This is a genomic window from Duganella aceris (assembly GCF_011090165.1).
Lineage (GTDB): Bacteria > Pseudomonadota > Gammaproteobacteria > Burkholderiales > Burkholderiaceae_D > Rugamonas > Rugamonas aceris.
Map to the genome: position 1 here is coordinate 520,467 of NZ_JAADJT010000002.1, position 13,416 is coordinate 533,882.

Here is a 13,416-nt window from a genome sequence, read left to right on the forward strand (position 1 = left end):
CGCGAAATCCTTCAATCGTGCACCGGAATGGAGCGCAATTCTTCCAACCATACAACGCTTTGCGCATCGCTCGGCGCGCGCCAGTCGCCGCGCGGCGATAAGGAGCCGCCGCTGCCCACCTTCGGTGCATTCGGCACGCAGCTGCGCTTGAACTGGCTGGTACGGAAGAAGCGGTCCAGGAAGATGCCCAGGTTCTTCTTGATCGCCCCCAGGTCGTACTGGTTGCGGGTGACGTGGTCGCCGTCCGGCCAGCGGCCCAGCTCCTTGTCCTTCCACGCCGACAGCGCCAGGAACGCCACCTTGGACGGCGCGAAGCCGAAGCGCAGCACGTAGTACAGGTTGAAGTCCTGCAGCTCGTACGGGCCGATGGTACTCTCGGTGCGCTGCTCCGGCTGGCCCTCGGCGGTGCCCGGCACCAGCTCGGGGCTGATCTCGGTGCCGAGGATGTCGAGCAGCACCTGCGCATCGTTGCGGCCGATGACGCCGGACTCGGCCACCCAGCGCACCAGATGCGAAATCAGCGTCTTCGGCACGCTGGCGTTGACGTTGTAGTGCGACATGTGGTCGCCGACGCCGTAGGTGCACCAGCCCAGCGCCAGCTCGCTCAGGTCGCCGGTGCCGATCACCAGCCCGCCGTGGTGGTTCGCCAGGCGGAACAGATGGTTGGTGCGCTCGCCGGCCTGCACGTTTTCGAAGGTGATGTCGTACTGTTCCCGGCCCTCGGCGTACGGATGGTTCAGATCCTTCAGCATCTGCACGCAGCTCGGGCGGATGTCGATTTCCTGCGCCGAGCAGCCGACCAGCTTCATCAGCGCGTGCGCCTGCTTCAGCGTACGGTCGCTGGTGGCGAAGCCGGGCATGGTGTAGGCCAGGATGTTCGTGCGCGGCAGCTTCAGCTTGTCCATCACGCGCGCGCAGACCAGCAGCGCGTGCGTCGAATCGAGGCCGCCGGAGACGCCGATCACCACTTTCTTCAGGCCGCTGCTGGTCAGGCGCTGCGCCAGCGCCTGCACCTGGATGTTGTACACCTCGTTGCAGCGCTCGTCGCGGCGACGCGCATCGGCCGGCACATAAGGGAAGCGTTCGACGCAGCGCTTCAGCGCCAGCGCCTGTTCGCGGTCGATCTCCAGCTGGAAGAACACGGTGCGGAACTTGCCGACCTCGCCGGCGTGGCGCTGCACCGATTGCGCGAAGGTGTTCATGCGCATGCGCTCGCGCGACAGGCGTTCCAGGTCGATGTCGGCGAAGGTCAGCGTCGGCTCGTCGACGAAGCGCTTGGCTTCGGCCAGCAGCTCCCCGTTCTCGCAGATCACGCCCTGCCCGTCCCACGCCAGGTCGGTGGTCGATTCGCCACCGCCGGCCGAGGTGTACAGGTAGGCGGAGATGCAGCGCGCCGATTGCTGCGACACCAGCTGGTTGCGGTAGCCGGCCTTGCCCACCAGCGCGTTCGACGCCGACAGATTGACCAGCACCGTGGCGCCGGCCAGCGCGGCGAACGACGACGGCGGAATCGGCACCCACACATCCTCGCAGATCTCGACGTGGAATTTGAACAGCGGCAGATCGGCCACCTCGAACAGCAGGCCGGAGCCGAACTGGACGCGCTCGCCGAGCAGGTCGATCTCGGTGGCGACCGCGTAGTCGCCGCTGGAGAACTGGCGCGCGTCGTAGAACTCGCCGTAGTTGGGCAGGTAGCTCTTCGGCACCACGCCCTGGATCTGGCCGCCGGCGATCACCACCGCGCAGTTGTACAGCTGATGCTCGACCCGCAGCGGCGCGCCGACCACCACCGCCATCTTCCACTCGGCGGAGGCGGCGACGATGGCGTCGAGTCCGTCGAGCACGCCATCCAGCAAGGCGCGCTGGTGGAACAGATCGTCGCAGGTGTAGGCCGACAGGCCCAGCTCGGGAAACGCCACCAGCGCCGCGCCCTGGGCGGCCGCCTGTTCGGCCAGCTCGATGGTTTGCGCCGCGTTGTAGGCCGGGTCGGCGATGCGGCAAACCGGCGCCGCGACGGCGACGCGGGCGAAGTCATGGGTGTACAGATTATGGAAGTTGTGGGCCATGTGAAATCTCTCGCCTGCGGAGGAACGAACAAAAAGGAATTATCGCACGGCGCCGGTTTTCCTTGTCGCCGACGAAACATCGCCAGATAAGCTAGACTTGCGGCTACATCAAGTGGCTGGAGGCGGGCGTGGCGGAAGCGGAGTTGACGATCATCGATACACTGGACAGCGTGACGCCGGAGGAATGGCAGGCGCTGGCCGGCGACAACCCGACCCTGAGCCATACCTTCCTGCACACGCTGCACGACACCCGCTGCGCCTCCGACCGCACCGGCTGGTCGCCGCGCTTCCTGACGATGCGCCGCGCCGGGGTGCTGGTCGGCGCCATGCCGCTGTACCTGAAGGCGCACAGCCGGGGCGAATACGTGTTCGACCACGCCTGGGCCGACGCCTTCCACCGCCACGGCATCGCCTACTACCCCAAGCTGCTGTCGGCGATTCCGTTCACGCCGGTGACCGGCGACCGCCTGCTGGCCGCCGACGACGCCGACCGCGTGCTGCTGGCGCGCGCGGCGGTGCAGGTGGCGCGGCAGCTGGATGCCTCGTCGCTGCACGTGCTGTTCCCCGGCGAGCGCGATCGCCAGGCGCTGGCCGAGGCCGGCTACATGCTGCGCGAAGGCGTGCAATTCCACTGGGAGAACGCCGGCTACGCCGATTTCGATGCCTTCCTCGCCAGCCTGAAGATGGAGAAGCGCAAAAAGGTCAAGCAGGACCGGCGCCGCGTGCTCGACGCCGGCATCAGCTTCCGCCACCTGGCCGGCACGCAGATCAGCAGCGACGTGCTGCGCTTTTTCTATGAATGCTATGTGCTGACGTATGAGGCGCATTTTTCCAAGCCCTATCTGTCGTACGCGTTCTTCGAACGCATCCTGGCGCAAACGCCGGACAGCCTGATGATCGTGCTGGCCGAGCGCGACGGCGCACCGGTCGCGGTGGCGCTGAACCTGGTCGGCGGCAACGTCATGTACGGCCGCTACTGGGGCACCACCGAGTTCGTCTCCGGCCTGCACTTCGAAACCTGCTACGTGCAATCGATCGAATACTGCATCCGCCACGGTATCGAGAAGTTCGAGGGCGGCGCCCAGGGCGTGCACAAGATGTCGCGCGGCCTGGTGCCGACCCCGACCTGGTCGGCGCACTGGATCGCCGATCCCCGCTTCGCCGACGCCATCGCCGACTTCCTGCAACAGGAAACGGCCGCCATGGACGACTACATCGATGAACTGGCGGACCACGCGCCATTCAAGGCGAACGGCTGAAGCACGCCACCCAAAGCAACGAGCCGCCGGACGCCAGCATCAGGCCATCGACCAGCGTGCGAAAAGTCGATACGGTCATGCGCGCCACCACCGGCCGGGCGCAGATCGAGCCCATCATCAGCGCCGCACCCACCATCAAACCCTGCATGACGACGCTGGCCGGCAGCGCGCCGAATTGCTGGAAGGCGACGATCTTGGTGCCGTAGACCGCCAGCGATCCCGCCGCCTCGGTGCCGAGGAAGGCGCCATGCGCCAGCCCGTAGGCGGTGAACACCGGCACCGTGATCGGACCGGTGGACACCACCAAGCCGGTGAGAAAGCCGACCGGGCCGCCGATCAGCGCCAGATGCGCGCGGCTGAACTTGACGTCGCGCGTCGCCAGCCAGCGGCGCGCCGGGATCATCGCGAGGAAGAACACGCCAAGCGACACATCGACCACCCGTGCCGGCAAGGTCAGCAGGGTGTGCACGCCGAGCGCCGCGCCCGGCACGGCGGTGCTGCTGTAGGCGCCGCAGGCGCGCAGGTCCAGGCGATCCCACCACGCGAAGATCTTGCCCAGATTGCCCATCACCGCGCCGATCGCCATGATCGGCACCGCCTGCCGGGGACCGTAGCAGACCACCAGCACCGGCATCAGCGCGATCGACGATCCGGTGCCGACCACCCCGCTCAACAAGCCGGCCGCAAAGCCCCACAGCACAATCAGAAAATCAGTCATCGCCACCGCCCTGTCGTTCCATCGCCATCAGGGTATGATGAATAAAATCCTCACACAACCGAATATAACTGACAGTACCTGTGCGAAAAGCTGACATATGCGGCAAAAACTACCCCCGTTGAACGCCTTGCGCGTGTTCGAAGTCGCCGCCCGCGCCGGCAGCTATTCGGCGGCCGCGCGCGAGCTGAACCTGACCCACGGCGCGGTCAGCCGGCACATCGCGATCCTGGAGGATTGGCTCGGCCAGCCGCTGTTCGCGCGCGACGGGCAAAGCATGGCCGCGACGCCGCACGCACGCGCGCTGGCGCGGGAGATTAGCGCCTCCTTCGACCACATCGCCGACGCGGCCGAGCGTTACGGCAAGAGCAGGCACCGCAACGTGATCCGCGTCAGCGCGGCGGCGACGCTGGCGATGCGCTGGCTGATTCCACGGCTGGCGTCGTTCGCCGAGGCCAACCCCGACGTCGACGTGCGCGTATCGACCGTGCTCTCCACCGAACCCGGCTTCAAAGGCAGCTTCGACCTCGCCATCCGTCGGCATGTGCCTGGCGGCGGCCAGTTCCAGGCGTGGCCGTTGTTCAGCGAATCGAACACGGTGATTGCTAGTCCGGAGCTGTCGCAGCGGGCCGGCGCCAAGACGGCGGCCCAACTGGCGGACCACACCTGGCTAGCGACCGAAACCCGGCCCGGCGACTGGGAGGCCTGGCTGGAAGTCGCCGGCATGCCGGCCATGCGCGCCCGCCGCACCACGCGTTTCGACCATTTCTTCGTCACCTTGCAGGCGGTGATCGACGGCCTCGGCTTCGGCATCGGCCCTTTCCCCACGCTGGACAGCGACGTCGCCGCCGGCCGGCTGCTGGCGCCGTTCCCCGAGCTGCGCGCGCCCGGATCGACCTATTACGCGCTGGTGCCGCTGGACGCCGACAAGCCGGCCCACCTGAGAGCGTTTCTGGACTGGCTGCAAACCTGAGCGGCGCTTCCTGCTATATTCGTCTTTCCGTACACACCGAGGAAAGCACATGTTTGATGTCGCAACGCTCACCACCTTCATATTGGTGGTACTTGGCCTGTTCCTGATTCCCGGGCCGGCGGTCCTGCTCGTCTTCACGCGAACGCTGCAAGGCGGCAGGAGGACCGGCATCCTTACCGGTCTTGGCATCGCGGCCGGGGATTTCATCCACACGCTGTGCGCGGCGGCGGGCTTGTCGGCGCTGTTGATGACCTCGGCGCTGGCGTTCAACGTGGTCAAGTTCGCCGGTGCGGCGTATCTGATCTACCTGGGCGTCGCCGCGCTGCGCGCTCCGCCTGCGGCGCCGACGCGGCCGACGGTGGCGCCGGTCAGCGCCGGAAAGGCGTTCCTGCTGGCGATCCCGGCCGAATTATTGAATCCGAAAACGGCCTTGTTCTTCCTTGCCTTCCTGCCGCAATTCGTCCATCCGCAACAGGGGTCGAGCTTCCTGCAATTCGCCGTGCTGGGCCTGATTTTCGTCGCGATGAGCGCGGCGTACACCACCTTGATCGTGCTGGCCATTCGTCCGCTCGGCAGGTTGGTCAAGCGGCTTGGATGGCTGGCACGTTGGCAAAACAAAATGATCGGCGGGATCTTCATTTCGCTGGGATTGAAGGTGGCGACACAGTCGCGCTGAATACCTACGCGGCCAGTACCACGCGATACCACGCGTCGTTGGCGCAGGCGCCGGCGCGGATCCGCAGACGGGGCGGGACGCGCGGCGCGGCAACCACCGACATCGGCTGCTCATCGGCAAGCAGCGTCAGCATCGCCGCCAGGTCCAGGCCATTGATGGCGGCCTGGAAGCGGCGCAGGCGGTCACGGCACAGCTTCTCGCTCAGCGGCGTCTCGGCGGAGGCGGAAGCAACGCCGGCGGCGGCGGACGCGGCGTGGGCTTTGGCGCCCGCACCGGCGTCGGCCTTGGCGGCGGCGGCATCGCCCTTGGCGCCGGTCTCGTGCTGGCGCAGTCGGCGCCGGGCACGCGCCAGGTATTGACGCGCGTTCACGCTGCTGGTGCCGAGCGCCTTGGCGACTTCGGCATGTTCAAATTCGAAAACGTCATGCAGCACCAGCGCCAGCCGCTCGGCCGGTGACAGGCACGCCAGCAAACGCGCCAGCCCCTCGCCCAACTCGCCACGCCGCAGCAAACCCTGCTCCGGCGGTGCGGGCGACAGCTCGGGCGCCAACTCCATCGCGGTCCGCGCCGCCAGCGCATCGCGGGCGCGTCTGCGCAGACGATCGACCGACTGATGCTGCACCACCGTGGTCAGCCAGGCCGCCGGCGTTGTCAGCGCCGCCTGATCGGCGGATTGCCACTTCAAAAAACAGTCCTGCACGACGTCCTCGGCCTCCGCCTCGCTGCCGACGATGCGGCAGCTGATCGCCTTCAGGCGAGGGCGCAGCCGTTCGAACAAGGCGCCGTCGGTATCGGTGGTGTGCGGCATCGCGAATCTCCTATGGGTGCTGGTGCCACTTGACGCTGGGCGCCGCGCGGATGTGACACGCCGGCGAAATATTTTTTTATTGTCACACGGCGCCGCCTCGCAAACGTCATGCGGATGGAAATATCTCCATCAACCGACAAGGACAAGCATGACTTCGAATCCAATGGGACTGGGCCTGGTCCCCACCGTCATCGAACAGACCGCGCGCGGCGAACGCGCCTTCGATATTTACTCGCGCCTGCTGAAAGAGCGCGTGATTTTCCTGGTCGGCGAAGTGACCGAACAATCGGCCAACCTGATCGTCGCGCAGATGCTGTTCCTGGAATCCGAAAATCCCGACAAGGATATTTCACTGTACATCAATTCGCCGGGTGGCTCGGTGTACGCCGGGCTGGCGGTCTACGACACGATGCAATTCATCAAGCCGGACGTGTCGACGTTGTGCACCGGCCTCGCCGCCAGCATGGGTTCCTTCCTGCTGGCGGCCGGCGCGGCCGGCAAGCGCTACGCCCTGCCCAACGCCCGCCTGATGATCCACCAGCCGCACGGCGGCGCCCAGGGCAAGGCGGCCGACATCGAAATCCAGGCGCGCGAGGTGCTGTACCTGCGCCACCGCCTCAACACCCTGTACGCCGAACGCAGCGGCCAGACGCTGGCGCGGATCGAACAGGACATGGACCGCGATCACTTCATGTCCGCCAGCCAAGGCGTCGAATACGGCCTGATCGACCGCGTGCTGACCACCCGCGAAGCGTAAAAATTAGTGTTGACAAAGGATAGACAGCCGCTATACTCCAACCTACCAAGTGACAGGTAGTTTTCTAAAACTGACTAATTGAGAGGTTTCCATGAGTAACGACATCATTTTTTACGACGCCACCAAACTGGCCGAGCTGATCCGCAAGCGCGAGCTATCCCCGGTTGAAGTCATGCAGGCCCACCTCGACCGCATCGCGGCGGTCGATCCCAAGCTGAACGCGATCGTCGCGGTGGCGGACGGCGCCCTTGCCGCAGCGCGCGCGGCGGAGGCGGCGTTGATGTCGGGCGCCGAACTGGGCCCGCTGCACGGCGTGCCGTTCACGGCCAAGGATTCGATCGACACCGCAGGCGTCCTGACGCAACGCGGCTCCCCGATCTTCCGTGGCCGCATCCCGGACGCCGACGCCACCAGCGTCGCGCGCCTTCGGAACGCCGGCGCGATCCTGCTGGCGAAGACCAATCTGCCGGAATTCTCGTATTCGACTGAAACCGACAACCTACTTAGTGGCAGGTCGAACAATCCATGGAATCTCGACCGCACGCCCGGCGGTTCGAGCGGCGGCGAGTCGGCGGCCATCGCCGCCGGACTGTCGCCATTCGGTCTGGGCAGCGACCTCGCGATCTCGATACGCGGCCCGGCCGCGCAGACCGGCATCATCGGCCTGAAGGCCACGCACGGCCGCATACCGATGACCGGAGTCTGGTCGCGGGCGCCCCGCCGCTACTGGCACGTCGGCCCGATGGCCCGCAGCGTGCGCGATATCGCCCTGGCCTATTCGCTGCTCGCCGGGCCGGACGGCGCCGATGGATACTCCACCAGTCCGCTATCCTTCGACGCCGGCGTCGGCGCGGCGCCGGACCGGCCGCTGCGCGTGGGCTGGCTGGTCGAGCCCGGCTTCGGGCCGATCGACCCCGAAGTCGCGGCCACCGTGCAGGCGGCGGCCGAGGCGCTGCATGGCGCTGGCGTCATCGTGGAGCCGGTACGCATCCCGGCGCTGGAGCGGGACAATAGCCTGGAGGTGTTCAAGCGGGTGCATGTGATGGAGATGAAACCGGCGTTCCGCGAAGCGACCGCCGGCCACGAAGACCAGATGTTCCGGATTTCCAGGGATATGCTGGCCACGCCCGACACCCCGATGGCCGACTTCCTCGACGCCGAGCAGGCGACCGACCGCTTGCGGGATGGCTTCGCGGAATACTTCCAGCGCTACGACGCCCTGCTCTGCCCGGTGCTGCCGATTCCGGCGCACGCGCATGGCTTGTCGGAAATCGTCATCAACGGCCAGTCCGTCTCGGCGCTGCAGGTCATGGCCGCCACGGTGCCGTTCAACGTAACCGGCCTGCCGGCGTTGTCGATCCGCTTCGGCACCAGCCGCGACGGGCTGCCGATCGGGGTGCAGCTGGTGTCGAAATGGTTCGCCGAATCGACCATCCTGCATCTGGCCGCGTTGCTGGAGGCCGCCAGTCCGGTGCGCGACCTGCGTCCGAATATCTAAGGATCAGGCCGGCAACAGCCCCGCCGCGCGATAGTTGTCGATGAGCGCGTCGTACAGCGCGATGTCGGCGCGGCTGCGCGCCATCAATTGCGCGCCGGCGACGGCGGCGAAGATGGCGCGGGCGCGCGCTTCGCTTTCCTTGGCGCCGATGATGCCGGGCGTGGACAGGACCTTACTCAGCCAGGCCACGTTCACGTCGGCGAAGGTCTGCACTTCCTGCTTCACCGCGTCGGGCAGCTCGTCATATTCGGCGGCCATGAAACTGCACAGGCAGATGCGGTTATCATTCTCCAGCGCTTTGCGGAACGTCGCCGGGAACTGGCGCAGGCAGCTGGCCGGGTCCGGGTTGGCGGCGGAGATTTCCTCCAAGACCGCCGCCGCGTCCTCCCAGTAGCGCCGCGCCACGGCGACGCCCAGATCGGCTTTGCTCGGGAAGTGGTAATAGATGCTCGCACCCTTGATGCCCACCTCGGCCGCCAGTTCACGGAAATTCAAGCCGTTGTAGCCACGCGCTTGGGCGGTGGTCTTGGCGGCGGCCAGGATGGCTTCTCTCGCGTTCGGGCTCATCGTATTACCTCATTTAAAGTTTCGCATAATTTCTACCATCCGGCAGATAGAAAAAGTGTACCACGAAAGGACTGCCCATGAACCAGCTTGCCGTTGCCCCAGGCTTCAACCGCGCCTATGCCGACGTATTGCAATCCGGCCTGACGCTGGGGCTGATGACGCCGGCGCCGATGCCGGCCGCCGCGCCCGCCGATCCCGGGCAGGCGCAGGCGCTGGCGCGCATCGCCGAGGCGCAAGGCTTCGCGGCGCTGTGGACCCGCGACGTGCCCTTGATGATCGAGCAGGAGGGCAACGTTAGCGCGCTGGACGATCCGTTCGTCTGGCTGGCGATGCTGGCCGGCGCGACCGAGCGCATCGCCATCGGCACGGCGGCGGCGGTGCTGCCGTTGCGGCATCCTTTGCACCTGGCGAAAGCCGCGCTGTCGCTGGACCGCATCTCGGGCGGACGGTTCATCCTGGGACTGGGATCGGGCGACCGGCCGGCCGAATTCGCCGCCTTCGGCAAGGACGTCGCCGATTCCGCCACGCTGTACCGCGACGCCTGGCACATCGTGCGCGCCGCGCTGAGCCCGGACGCCGAGGCCCATGCGGCGCTGCTGGCGCATACGAACGGCCACGAGATCCTGCCGCGCGCAGGCACGCGGATCCCGATGATCGGCGTCGGCACCTCGCGCCAGTCGCTGCAGTGGATCGCCGCCAACGCCGACGGCTGGGCCTCGTACCATCGCGAAGAGGAACGCCAGGCGGGACGCATCGGCTTATGGCAGCAGGCCCTGGCCGAGCGCGGCAACGGCGTCGCCAAGCCCTTCCTGCAATCGTTGAATCTGGACCTGCTTGAAGATCCCGGCGCGGCGGCGCAAGCGATCCCGCTCGGCCTGCGCGGCGGACGCAGCGCGCTGATCGAGTATCTGCGGCGGCTGGCGCCGATGGGCGTGGCCCATGTGATCATCAACGTCAGCGCGGGGCCGAGGCCGGTGCGCAGCGTGCTCGAAGAAATCGGCGAGCACGTGATTCCGCTGCTGCCCGGCGAACGCCGATTCCGCGAAAACTAGGCCATAGGCGAGAGGACGCAGCTGCCCGAATCCCCTATCCTGATGCGCGTTGGCCTGTTTTTTTCATCGACGACATGTGGAGATGGTCATGGCAAAAGTTCTGGTGTTGTACTACTCGTCCTACGGGCATATCGAATCCATGGCCGGGGCGATGGCCGAAGGCGTGCGCGCGGCCGGCGCCACGGTGGACATCAAGCGCGTGCCGGAAACCGCACCCGAGGAAGTCGCGAAAAGCGCGCACTTCAAACTGGATCAAAGCGCGCCGATCGCCAAGGTGGAGGAACTGGCCGACTATGACGCCATCATCATCGGCGCGCCGACCCGCTTCGGCCGCATGCCGTCGCAGATGGCGGCGTTTCTGGATCAGGCGGGCGGCCTGTGGATGCGCGGCGCGCTGAACGGCAAGGTCGGCGGCGCCTTCACCTCGACCGCCACCCAGCACGGCGGGCAGGAGGCGACCTTGTTTTCGATCATCGCCAACCTGCTGCACTTCGGCATGACCATCGTTGGTCTGCCGTACAGCTACCAGGGTCAGATGTCGCTCGATGAAATCGTCGGCGGCAGTCCATACGGCGCGACCACCATCGCCGGCGGCAGCGGCCAGCGCCAGCCCAGCGAGATCGACCTCGGCGGCGCCCGCCATCAGGGGGAACTGGTCGGCAAGACCACGATCAAGCTGTTCGGCTGATCCAGCTGCGGCAAAAAACCGATAACGGTATGCGGAAATAGAGCATCGCTCGTGCCGAGGAGGCGCCGGCCCGCGTCACCGTGATCTACGACGCGTTCGGCAAGGCTTCCGAACTGGAACGCGGCTGGGGATATTCGGCGCTGGTCGAATACGGTGGCAAGCGCATCCTGTTCGACGCCGGCGGCCAATACCAGACCTTCGCCGACAATGTGCGCAAGCTGAAGATCGACCTGAAAACGCTGGACTTCGTGGTGATCTCGCATCGCCACGGCGACCACACCGGCGGGCTGGCCTATGTGCTGGAGCAAAATCCCAAGGTGAAGATCTACGCGCCGCTGGAGACCGGCTCCTTCGGCACGCCACCCTCGCCACCGGCGGCCAAGGCGCTGTTGCGCAACGCGCCCGGCATCACGCCGGACCTGCGCTACTTCAACGGCAAGCCGCCGGAAAACCTGACCATCGATTCGCCGTGGCCCGGCACCAAGTTCACGCTGATCGATAAATCGGTGGAGATCGCGCCGGGGCTGTTCCTGGTGCGCACCGTGTCCGACGCCAAGGGCACGCTGGAGCTGAACGAACTGTCGCTGGCGATCAGGACGCCGCAGGGCCTGGCGCTGATCGTGGGCTGCTCGCATCCGGGCATCGAGAAAATCCTCGAAGCGGCGGCGCAGTTCGAGCCGCGCATCTACACCATCGTCGGCGGCCTGCACCTGGTCGACAAGAGCGACCAGCAGGTGACCGAGGTGGTCGACAACTTCCAGAACCGCTGGCATATCGAGCGCGTCGCCGCCGGCCACTGCACCGGCGAGTTCGCGCAGGTGGAGCTGGAGCGCGTCTTCGGCAAGCGCCACGATCACTCCGGCCTCGGCGAGGTCATCGCGCTACCCCGCTAAACCCCTTCACGTTCCTTGCTTGCCCGCATCGCTTTCAGCGCAGATTCGTGATGGCGGGTAAAATGACATCCGTGTCAACTATCTGACGTCGGATGAAACCAGTTTGCTTCACAGCAATTTCAATCGGGCTATACTCTATGCCCCTTGAGCGGTTTTGTAGGAACGTGACAATCAAAGCATGAATTCAGACTTTATCAAACAACGCAGCCGCTTCAAATCCGCCACCACCCGGCGCATCGACGTGAGCGAAGAGTCGTACACCGCCGTTACCGATCTGCTGGCGACCATCGCCCGGCCTTTCCACGTCCGCAAGGGCGAGTATCTGCAGCGGGCCGGCGTGCCGGCGACGCAGGTGCATTGGCTGTCCAGCGGCGTGGCGCGCAGCGGTTTCTTCAATCGCGACGGCGTCGAGGTGACGCTGCGTTTTTACCGCGAGGGCGAGTCGGCCACCACGCTGACCGATCTGATCAACGGTGAGACCGGGCTGCCGTCGGTGCAGTTCCTGGTCGCCGAGACGCCGATCCATGGCTTCACGCTGGATTGGAAACTGACCTGCGACCTGCGCGCGCAGCATCCGGTGATGCAGCACTACCATCTGAATATCGCCCTGCACGGCTTGCAGAGTCTGGCGCAGCGCGCCTACACCAACGGCGAGACCTCGGCGCACGAGCGGCTGGCGGCGTTCCGCGAAGAGTATCCGGGACTGGAGGCGCGCATCTCGCAGCGCGCCATCGCCTCGTACCTGGGCATCACGCCGCAATACATGTCGCGCTTGCGGCGCGAGGCCGAAGCGGCGTCGGGCGAACCGCGCGAGGCATAAAAAAACGCCCCTCGGGGCGTTTCTGCTTTCCGGCGCGATACTTACGCGGCCGGAGCTTCCTTGTTGTAGGCGGCGACGCCGCTCAGGATTTCCTTCTTCGCTTCTTCCGGGCCGTACCAGCCGTCGATCTTGACCCATTTGCCTTTTTCCAGGTCTTTGTAGTGCTCGAAGAAGTGCTGGATCTGGCGCAGGCGCAGTTCGTTCAGGTCTTCCGGCTTCTGCCAGTGGCTGTAGATCGACAGAACTTTGTCGACTGGTACGGCCAGGACTTTGGCGTCTTCACCGGATTCGTCGGTCATCTTCAGCACGCCGATAGGACGGCAGCGCACCACCACGCCCGGGATCAGCGGGAACGGGGTGATGACCAGCACGTCGACCGGGTCGCCGTCGTCGGACAGGGTGTTCGGTACGTAGCCGTAGTTGCATGGGTAGTGCATCGCGGTACCCATGAAACGATCGACGAAGATCGCGCCCGATTCCTTGTCAACTTCATACTTGATCGGATCGGCGTTCATCGGGATTTCGATGATCACGTTGAAATCGTTAGGCAAATCTTTACCGGAAGACACTTTGTTCAAGCTCATGGGGTTTCCTTGTGGGGTGCTGTCGAATGTTTAACCGCGCAATTATAGCGAAGTCCAGCC

14 protein-coding genes are annotated in these 13,416 nt (G+C 65.7%); 9 read left to right on the top strand and 5 right to left on the bottom strand.

What is annotated here, in order from left to right; all coding sequences use genetic code 11:
* Positions 1–11: 11 nt before the first annotated feature.
* Positions 12–2,066, bottom strand: a complete 2,055-nt coding sequence (locus tag GW587_RS06885) for an NAD(+) synthase (protein ID WP_166100262.1) — start codon at positions 2,064–2,066, stop codon at positions 12–14.
* Positions 2,067–2,194: 128 nt separating this feature from the next.
* Between GW587_RS06885 and GW587_RS06890 the strand changes: the two genes are divergently transcribed.
* On the top strand, positions 2,195–3,325 hold the full coding sequence (locus GW587_RS06890) for a GNAT family N-acetyltransferase (RefSeq protein WP_166100264.1): 1,131 nt from the start codon (positions 2,195–2,197) through the stop codon (positions 3,323–3,325).
* Here the strand turns inward: GW587_RS06890 and GW587_RS06895 are convergent.
* The gene (locus GW587_RS06895; protein WP_166100266.1) at positions 3,309–4,043 is read right to left on the bottom strand and encodes a sulfite exporter TauE/SafE family protein; all 735 of its coding nucleotides are present in this window, start codon (positions 4,041–4,043) and stop codon (positions 3,309–3,311) included. The genes GW587_RS06890 and GW587_RS06895 overlap by 17 nt on opposite strands.
* Positions 4,044–4,140: 97 nt before the next feature.
* On the opposite strand from GW587_RS06895, the gene GW587_RS06900 reads away from it, so the two are divergent.
* A complete protein-coding gene (locus GW587_RS06900; RefSeq protein ID WP_166100269.1) occupies positions 4,141–5,013 on the top strand; it encodes a LysR substrate-binding domain-containing protein in 873 nt (290 codons plus the stop codon).
* Positions 5,014–5,062: 49 nt separating this feature from the next.
* Entirely contained in the window at positions 5,063–5,689 is a 627-nt protein-coding gene (locus GW587_RS06905) for a LysE family translocator (RefSeq protein WP_166100271.1), read from the top strand.
* 4 nt (positions 5,690–5,693) lie between these two features.
* Here the strand turns inward: GW587_RS06905 and GW587_RS31605 are convergent, their stop codons facing one another.
* Positions 5,694–6,497, bottom strand: a complete 804-nt coding sequence (locus GW587_RS31605; protein WP_166100274.1) for a sigma-70 family RNA polymerase sigma factor — start codon at positions 6,495–6,497, stop codon at positions 5,694–5,696.
* Positions 6,498–6,645: 148 nt separating this feature from the next.
* Here GW587_RS31605 and clpP point away from each other — a divergent pair, with 148 nt between their 5' ends.
* Both clpP and GW587_RS06920 read left to right on the top strand, forming a co-directional pair.
* Complete coding sequence (gene clpP, locus GW587_RS06915) at positions 6,646–7,254, top strand: ATP-dependent Clp endopeptidase proteolytic subunit ClpP (protein WP_166100277.1); 609 nt, start codon at positions 6,646–6,648, stop codon at positions 7,252–7,254.
* Positions 7,255–7,345: 91 nt separating this feature from the next.
* Positions 7,346–8,752 carry an amidase gene (locus GW587_RS06920; protein WP_166100280.1) on the top strand — a complete coding sequence of 469 codons (1,407 nt, stop codon included), beginning with the start codon at positions 7,346–7,348 and terminating at the stop codon, positions 8,750–8,752.
* 3 nt (positions 8,753–8,755) lie between these two features.
* Here GW587_RS06920 and GW587_RS06925 read toward each other — a convergent pair whose 3' ends face one another.
* The gene (locus tag GW587_RS06925) at positions 8,756–9,319 is read right to left on the bottom strand and encodes a TetR/AcrR family transcriptional regulator (protein ID WP_166100282.1); all 564 of its coding nucleotides are present in this window, start codon (positions 9,317–9,319) and stop codon (positions 8,756–8,758) included.
* A 77-nt stretch (positions 9,320–9,396) separates the two neighbouring features.
* Here GW587_RS06925 and GW587_RS06930 point away from each other — a divergent pair, with 77 nt between their 5' ends.
* The 4 genes from GW587_RS06930 (at position 9,397) to GW587_RS06945 (ending at position 12,772) form a co-directional block, all read left to right on the top strand.
* The gene (locus tag GW587_RS06930; protein ID WP_166100285.1) at positions 9,397–10,371 is read left to right on the top strand and encodes a TIGR03571 family LLM class oxidoreductase; all 975 of its coding nucleotides are present in this window, start codon (positions 9,397–9,399) and stop codon (positions 10,369–10,371) included.
* Between the two features lie 88 nt (positions 10,372–10,459).
* A complete protein-coding gene (gene wrbA / locus GW587_RS06935) occupies positions 10,460–11,059 on the top strand; it encodes an NAD(P)H:quinone oxidoreductase (RefSeq protein WP_166100288.1) in 600 nt (199 codons plus the stop codon).
* Positions 11,060–11,139: 80 nt separating this feature from the next.
* Positions 11,140–11,952, top strand: a complete 813-nt coding sequence (locus GW587_RS06940; protein ID WP_166100291.1) for an MBL fold metallo-hydrolase — start codon at positions 11,140–11,142, stop codon at positions 11,950–11,952.
* 178 nt (positions 11,953–12,130) lie between these two features.
* Complete coding sequence (locus GW587_RS06945; protein ID WP_166100294.1) at positions 12,131–12,772, top strand: Crp/Fnr family transcriptional regulator; 642 nt, start codon at positions 12,131–12,133, stop codon at positions 12,770–12,772.
* Positions 12,773–12,813: 41 nt separating this feature from the next.
* Here the strand turns inward: GW587_RS06945 and ppa are convergent, their stop codons facing one another.
* Positions 12,814–13,356, bottom strand: coding sequence for an inorganic diphosphatase (gene ppa / locus GW587_RS06950; RefSeq protein ID WP_166100297.1), 543 nt, complete (start codon positions 13,354–13,356; stop codon positions 12,814–12,816).
* Between the last annotated feature and the right edge of the window lie 60 nt (positions 13,357–13,416).

Bases quoted from the DNA above. Each gene is read 5' to 3' on its own strand.
- GW587_RS06885 (WP_166100262.1), bottom strand. From the start codon at position 2,066: ATGGCCCACAACTTCCATAATCTGTACACCCATGACTTCGCCCGCGTC.
- ppa (WP_166100297.1), bottom strand. From the start codon at position 13,356: ATGAGCTTGAACAAAGTGTCTTCCGGTAAAGATTTGCCTAACGATTTC.
- wrbA (WP_166100288.1), top strand. From the start codon at position 10,460: ATGGCAAAAGTTCTGGTGTTGTACTACTCGTCCTACGGGCATATCGAA.
- GW587_RS06905 (WP_166100271.1), top strand. From the start codon at position 5,063: ATGTTTGATGTCGCAACGCTCACCACCTTCATATTGGTGGTACTTGGC.
- GW587_RS06895 (WP_166100266.1), bottom strand. From the start codon at position 4,043: ATGACTGATTTTCTGATTGTGCTGTGGGGCTTTGCGGCCGGCTTGTTG.
- GW587_RS31605 (WP_166100274.1), bottom strand. From the start codon at position 6,497: ATGCCGCACACCACCGATACCGACGGCGCCTTGTTCGAACGGCTGCGC.
- GW587_RS06920 (WP_166100280.1), top strand. From the start codon at position 7,346: ATGAGTAACGACATCATTTTTTACGACGCCACCAAACTGGCCGAGCTG.
- GW587_RS06930 (WP_166100285.1), top strand. From the start codon at position 9,397: ATGAACCAGCTTGCCGTTGCCCCAGGCTTCAACCGCGCCTATGCCGAC.
- GW587_RS06945 (WP_166100294.1), top strand. From the start codon at position 12,131: ATGAATTCAGACTTTATCAAACAACGCAGCCGCTTCAAATCCGCCACC.
- GW587_RS06925 (WP_166100282.1), bottom strand. From the start codon at position 9,319: ATGAGCCCGAACGCGAGAGAAGCCATCCTGGCCGCCGCCAAGACCACC.
- GW587_RS06900 (WP_166100269.1), top strand. From the start codon at position 4,141: ATGCGGCAAAAACTACCCCCGTTGAACGCCTTGCGCGTGTTCGAAGTC.
- clpP (WP_166100277.1), top strand. From the start codon at position 6,646: ATGACTTCGAATCCAATGGGACTGGGCCTGGTCCCCACCGTCATCGAA.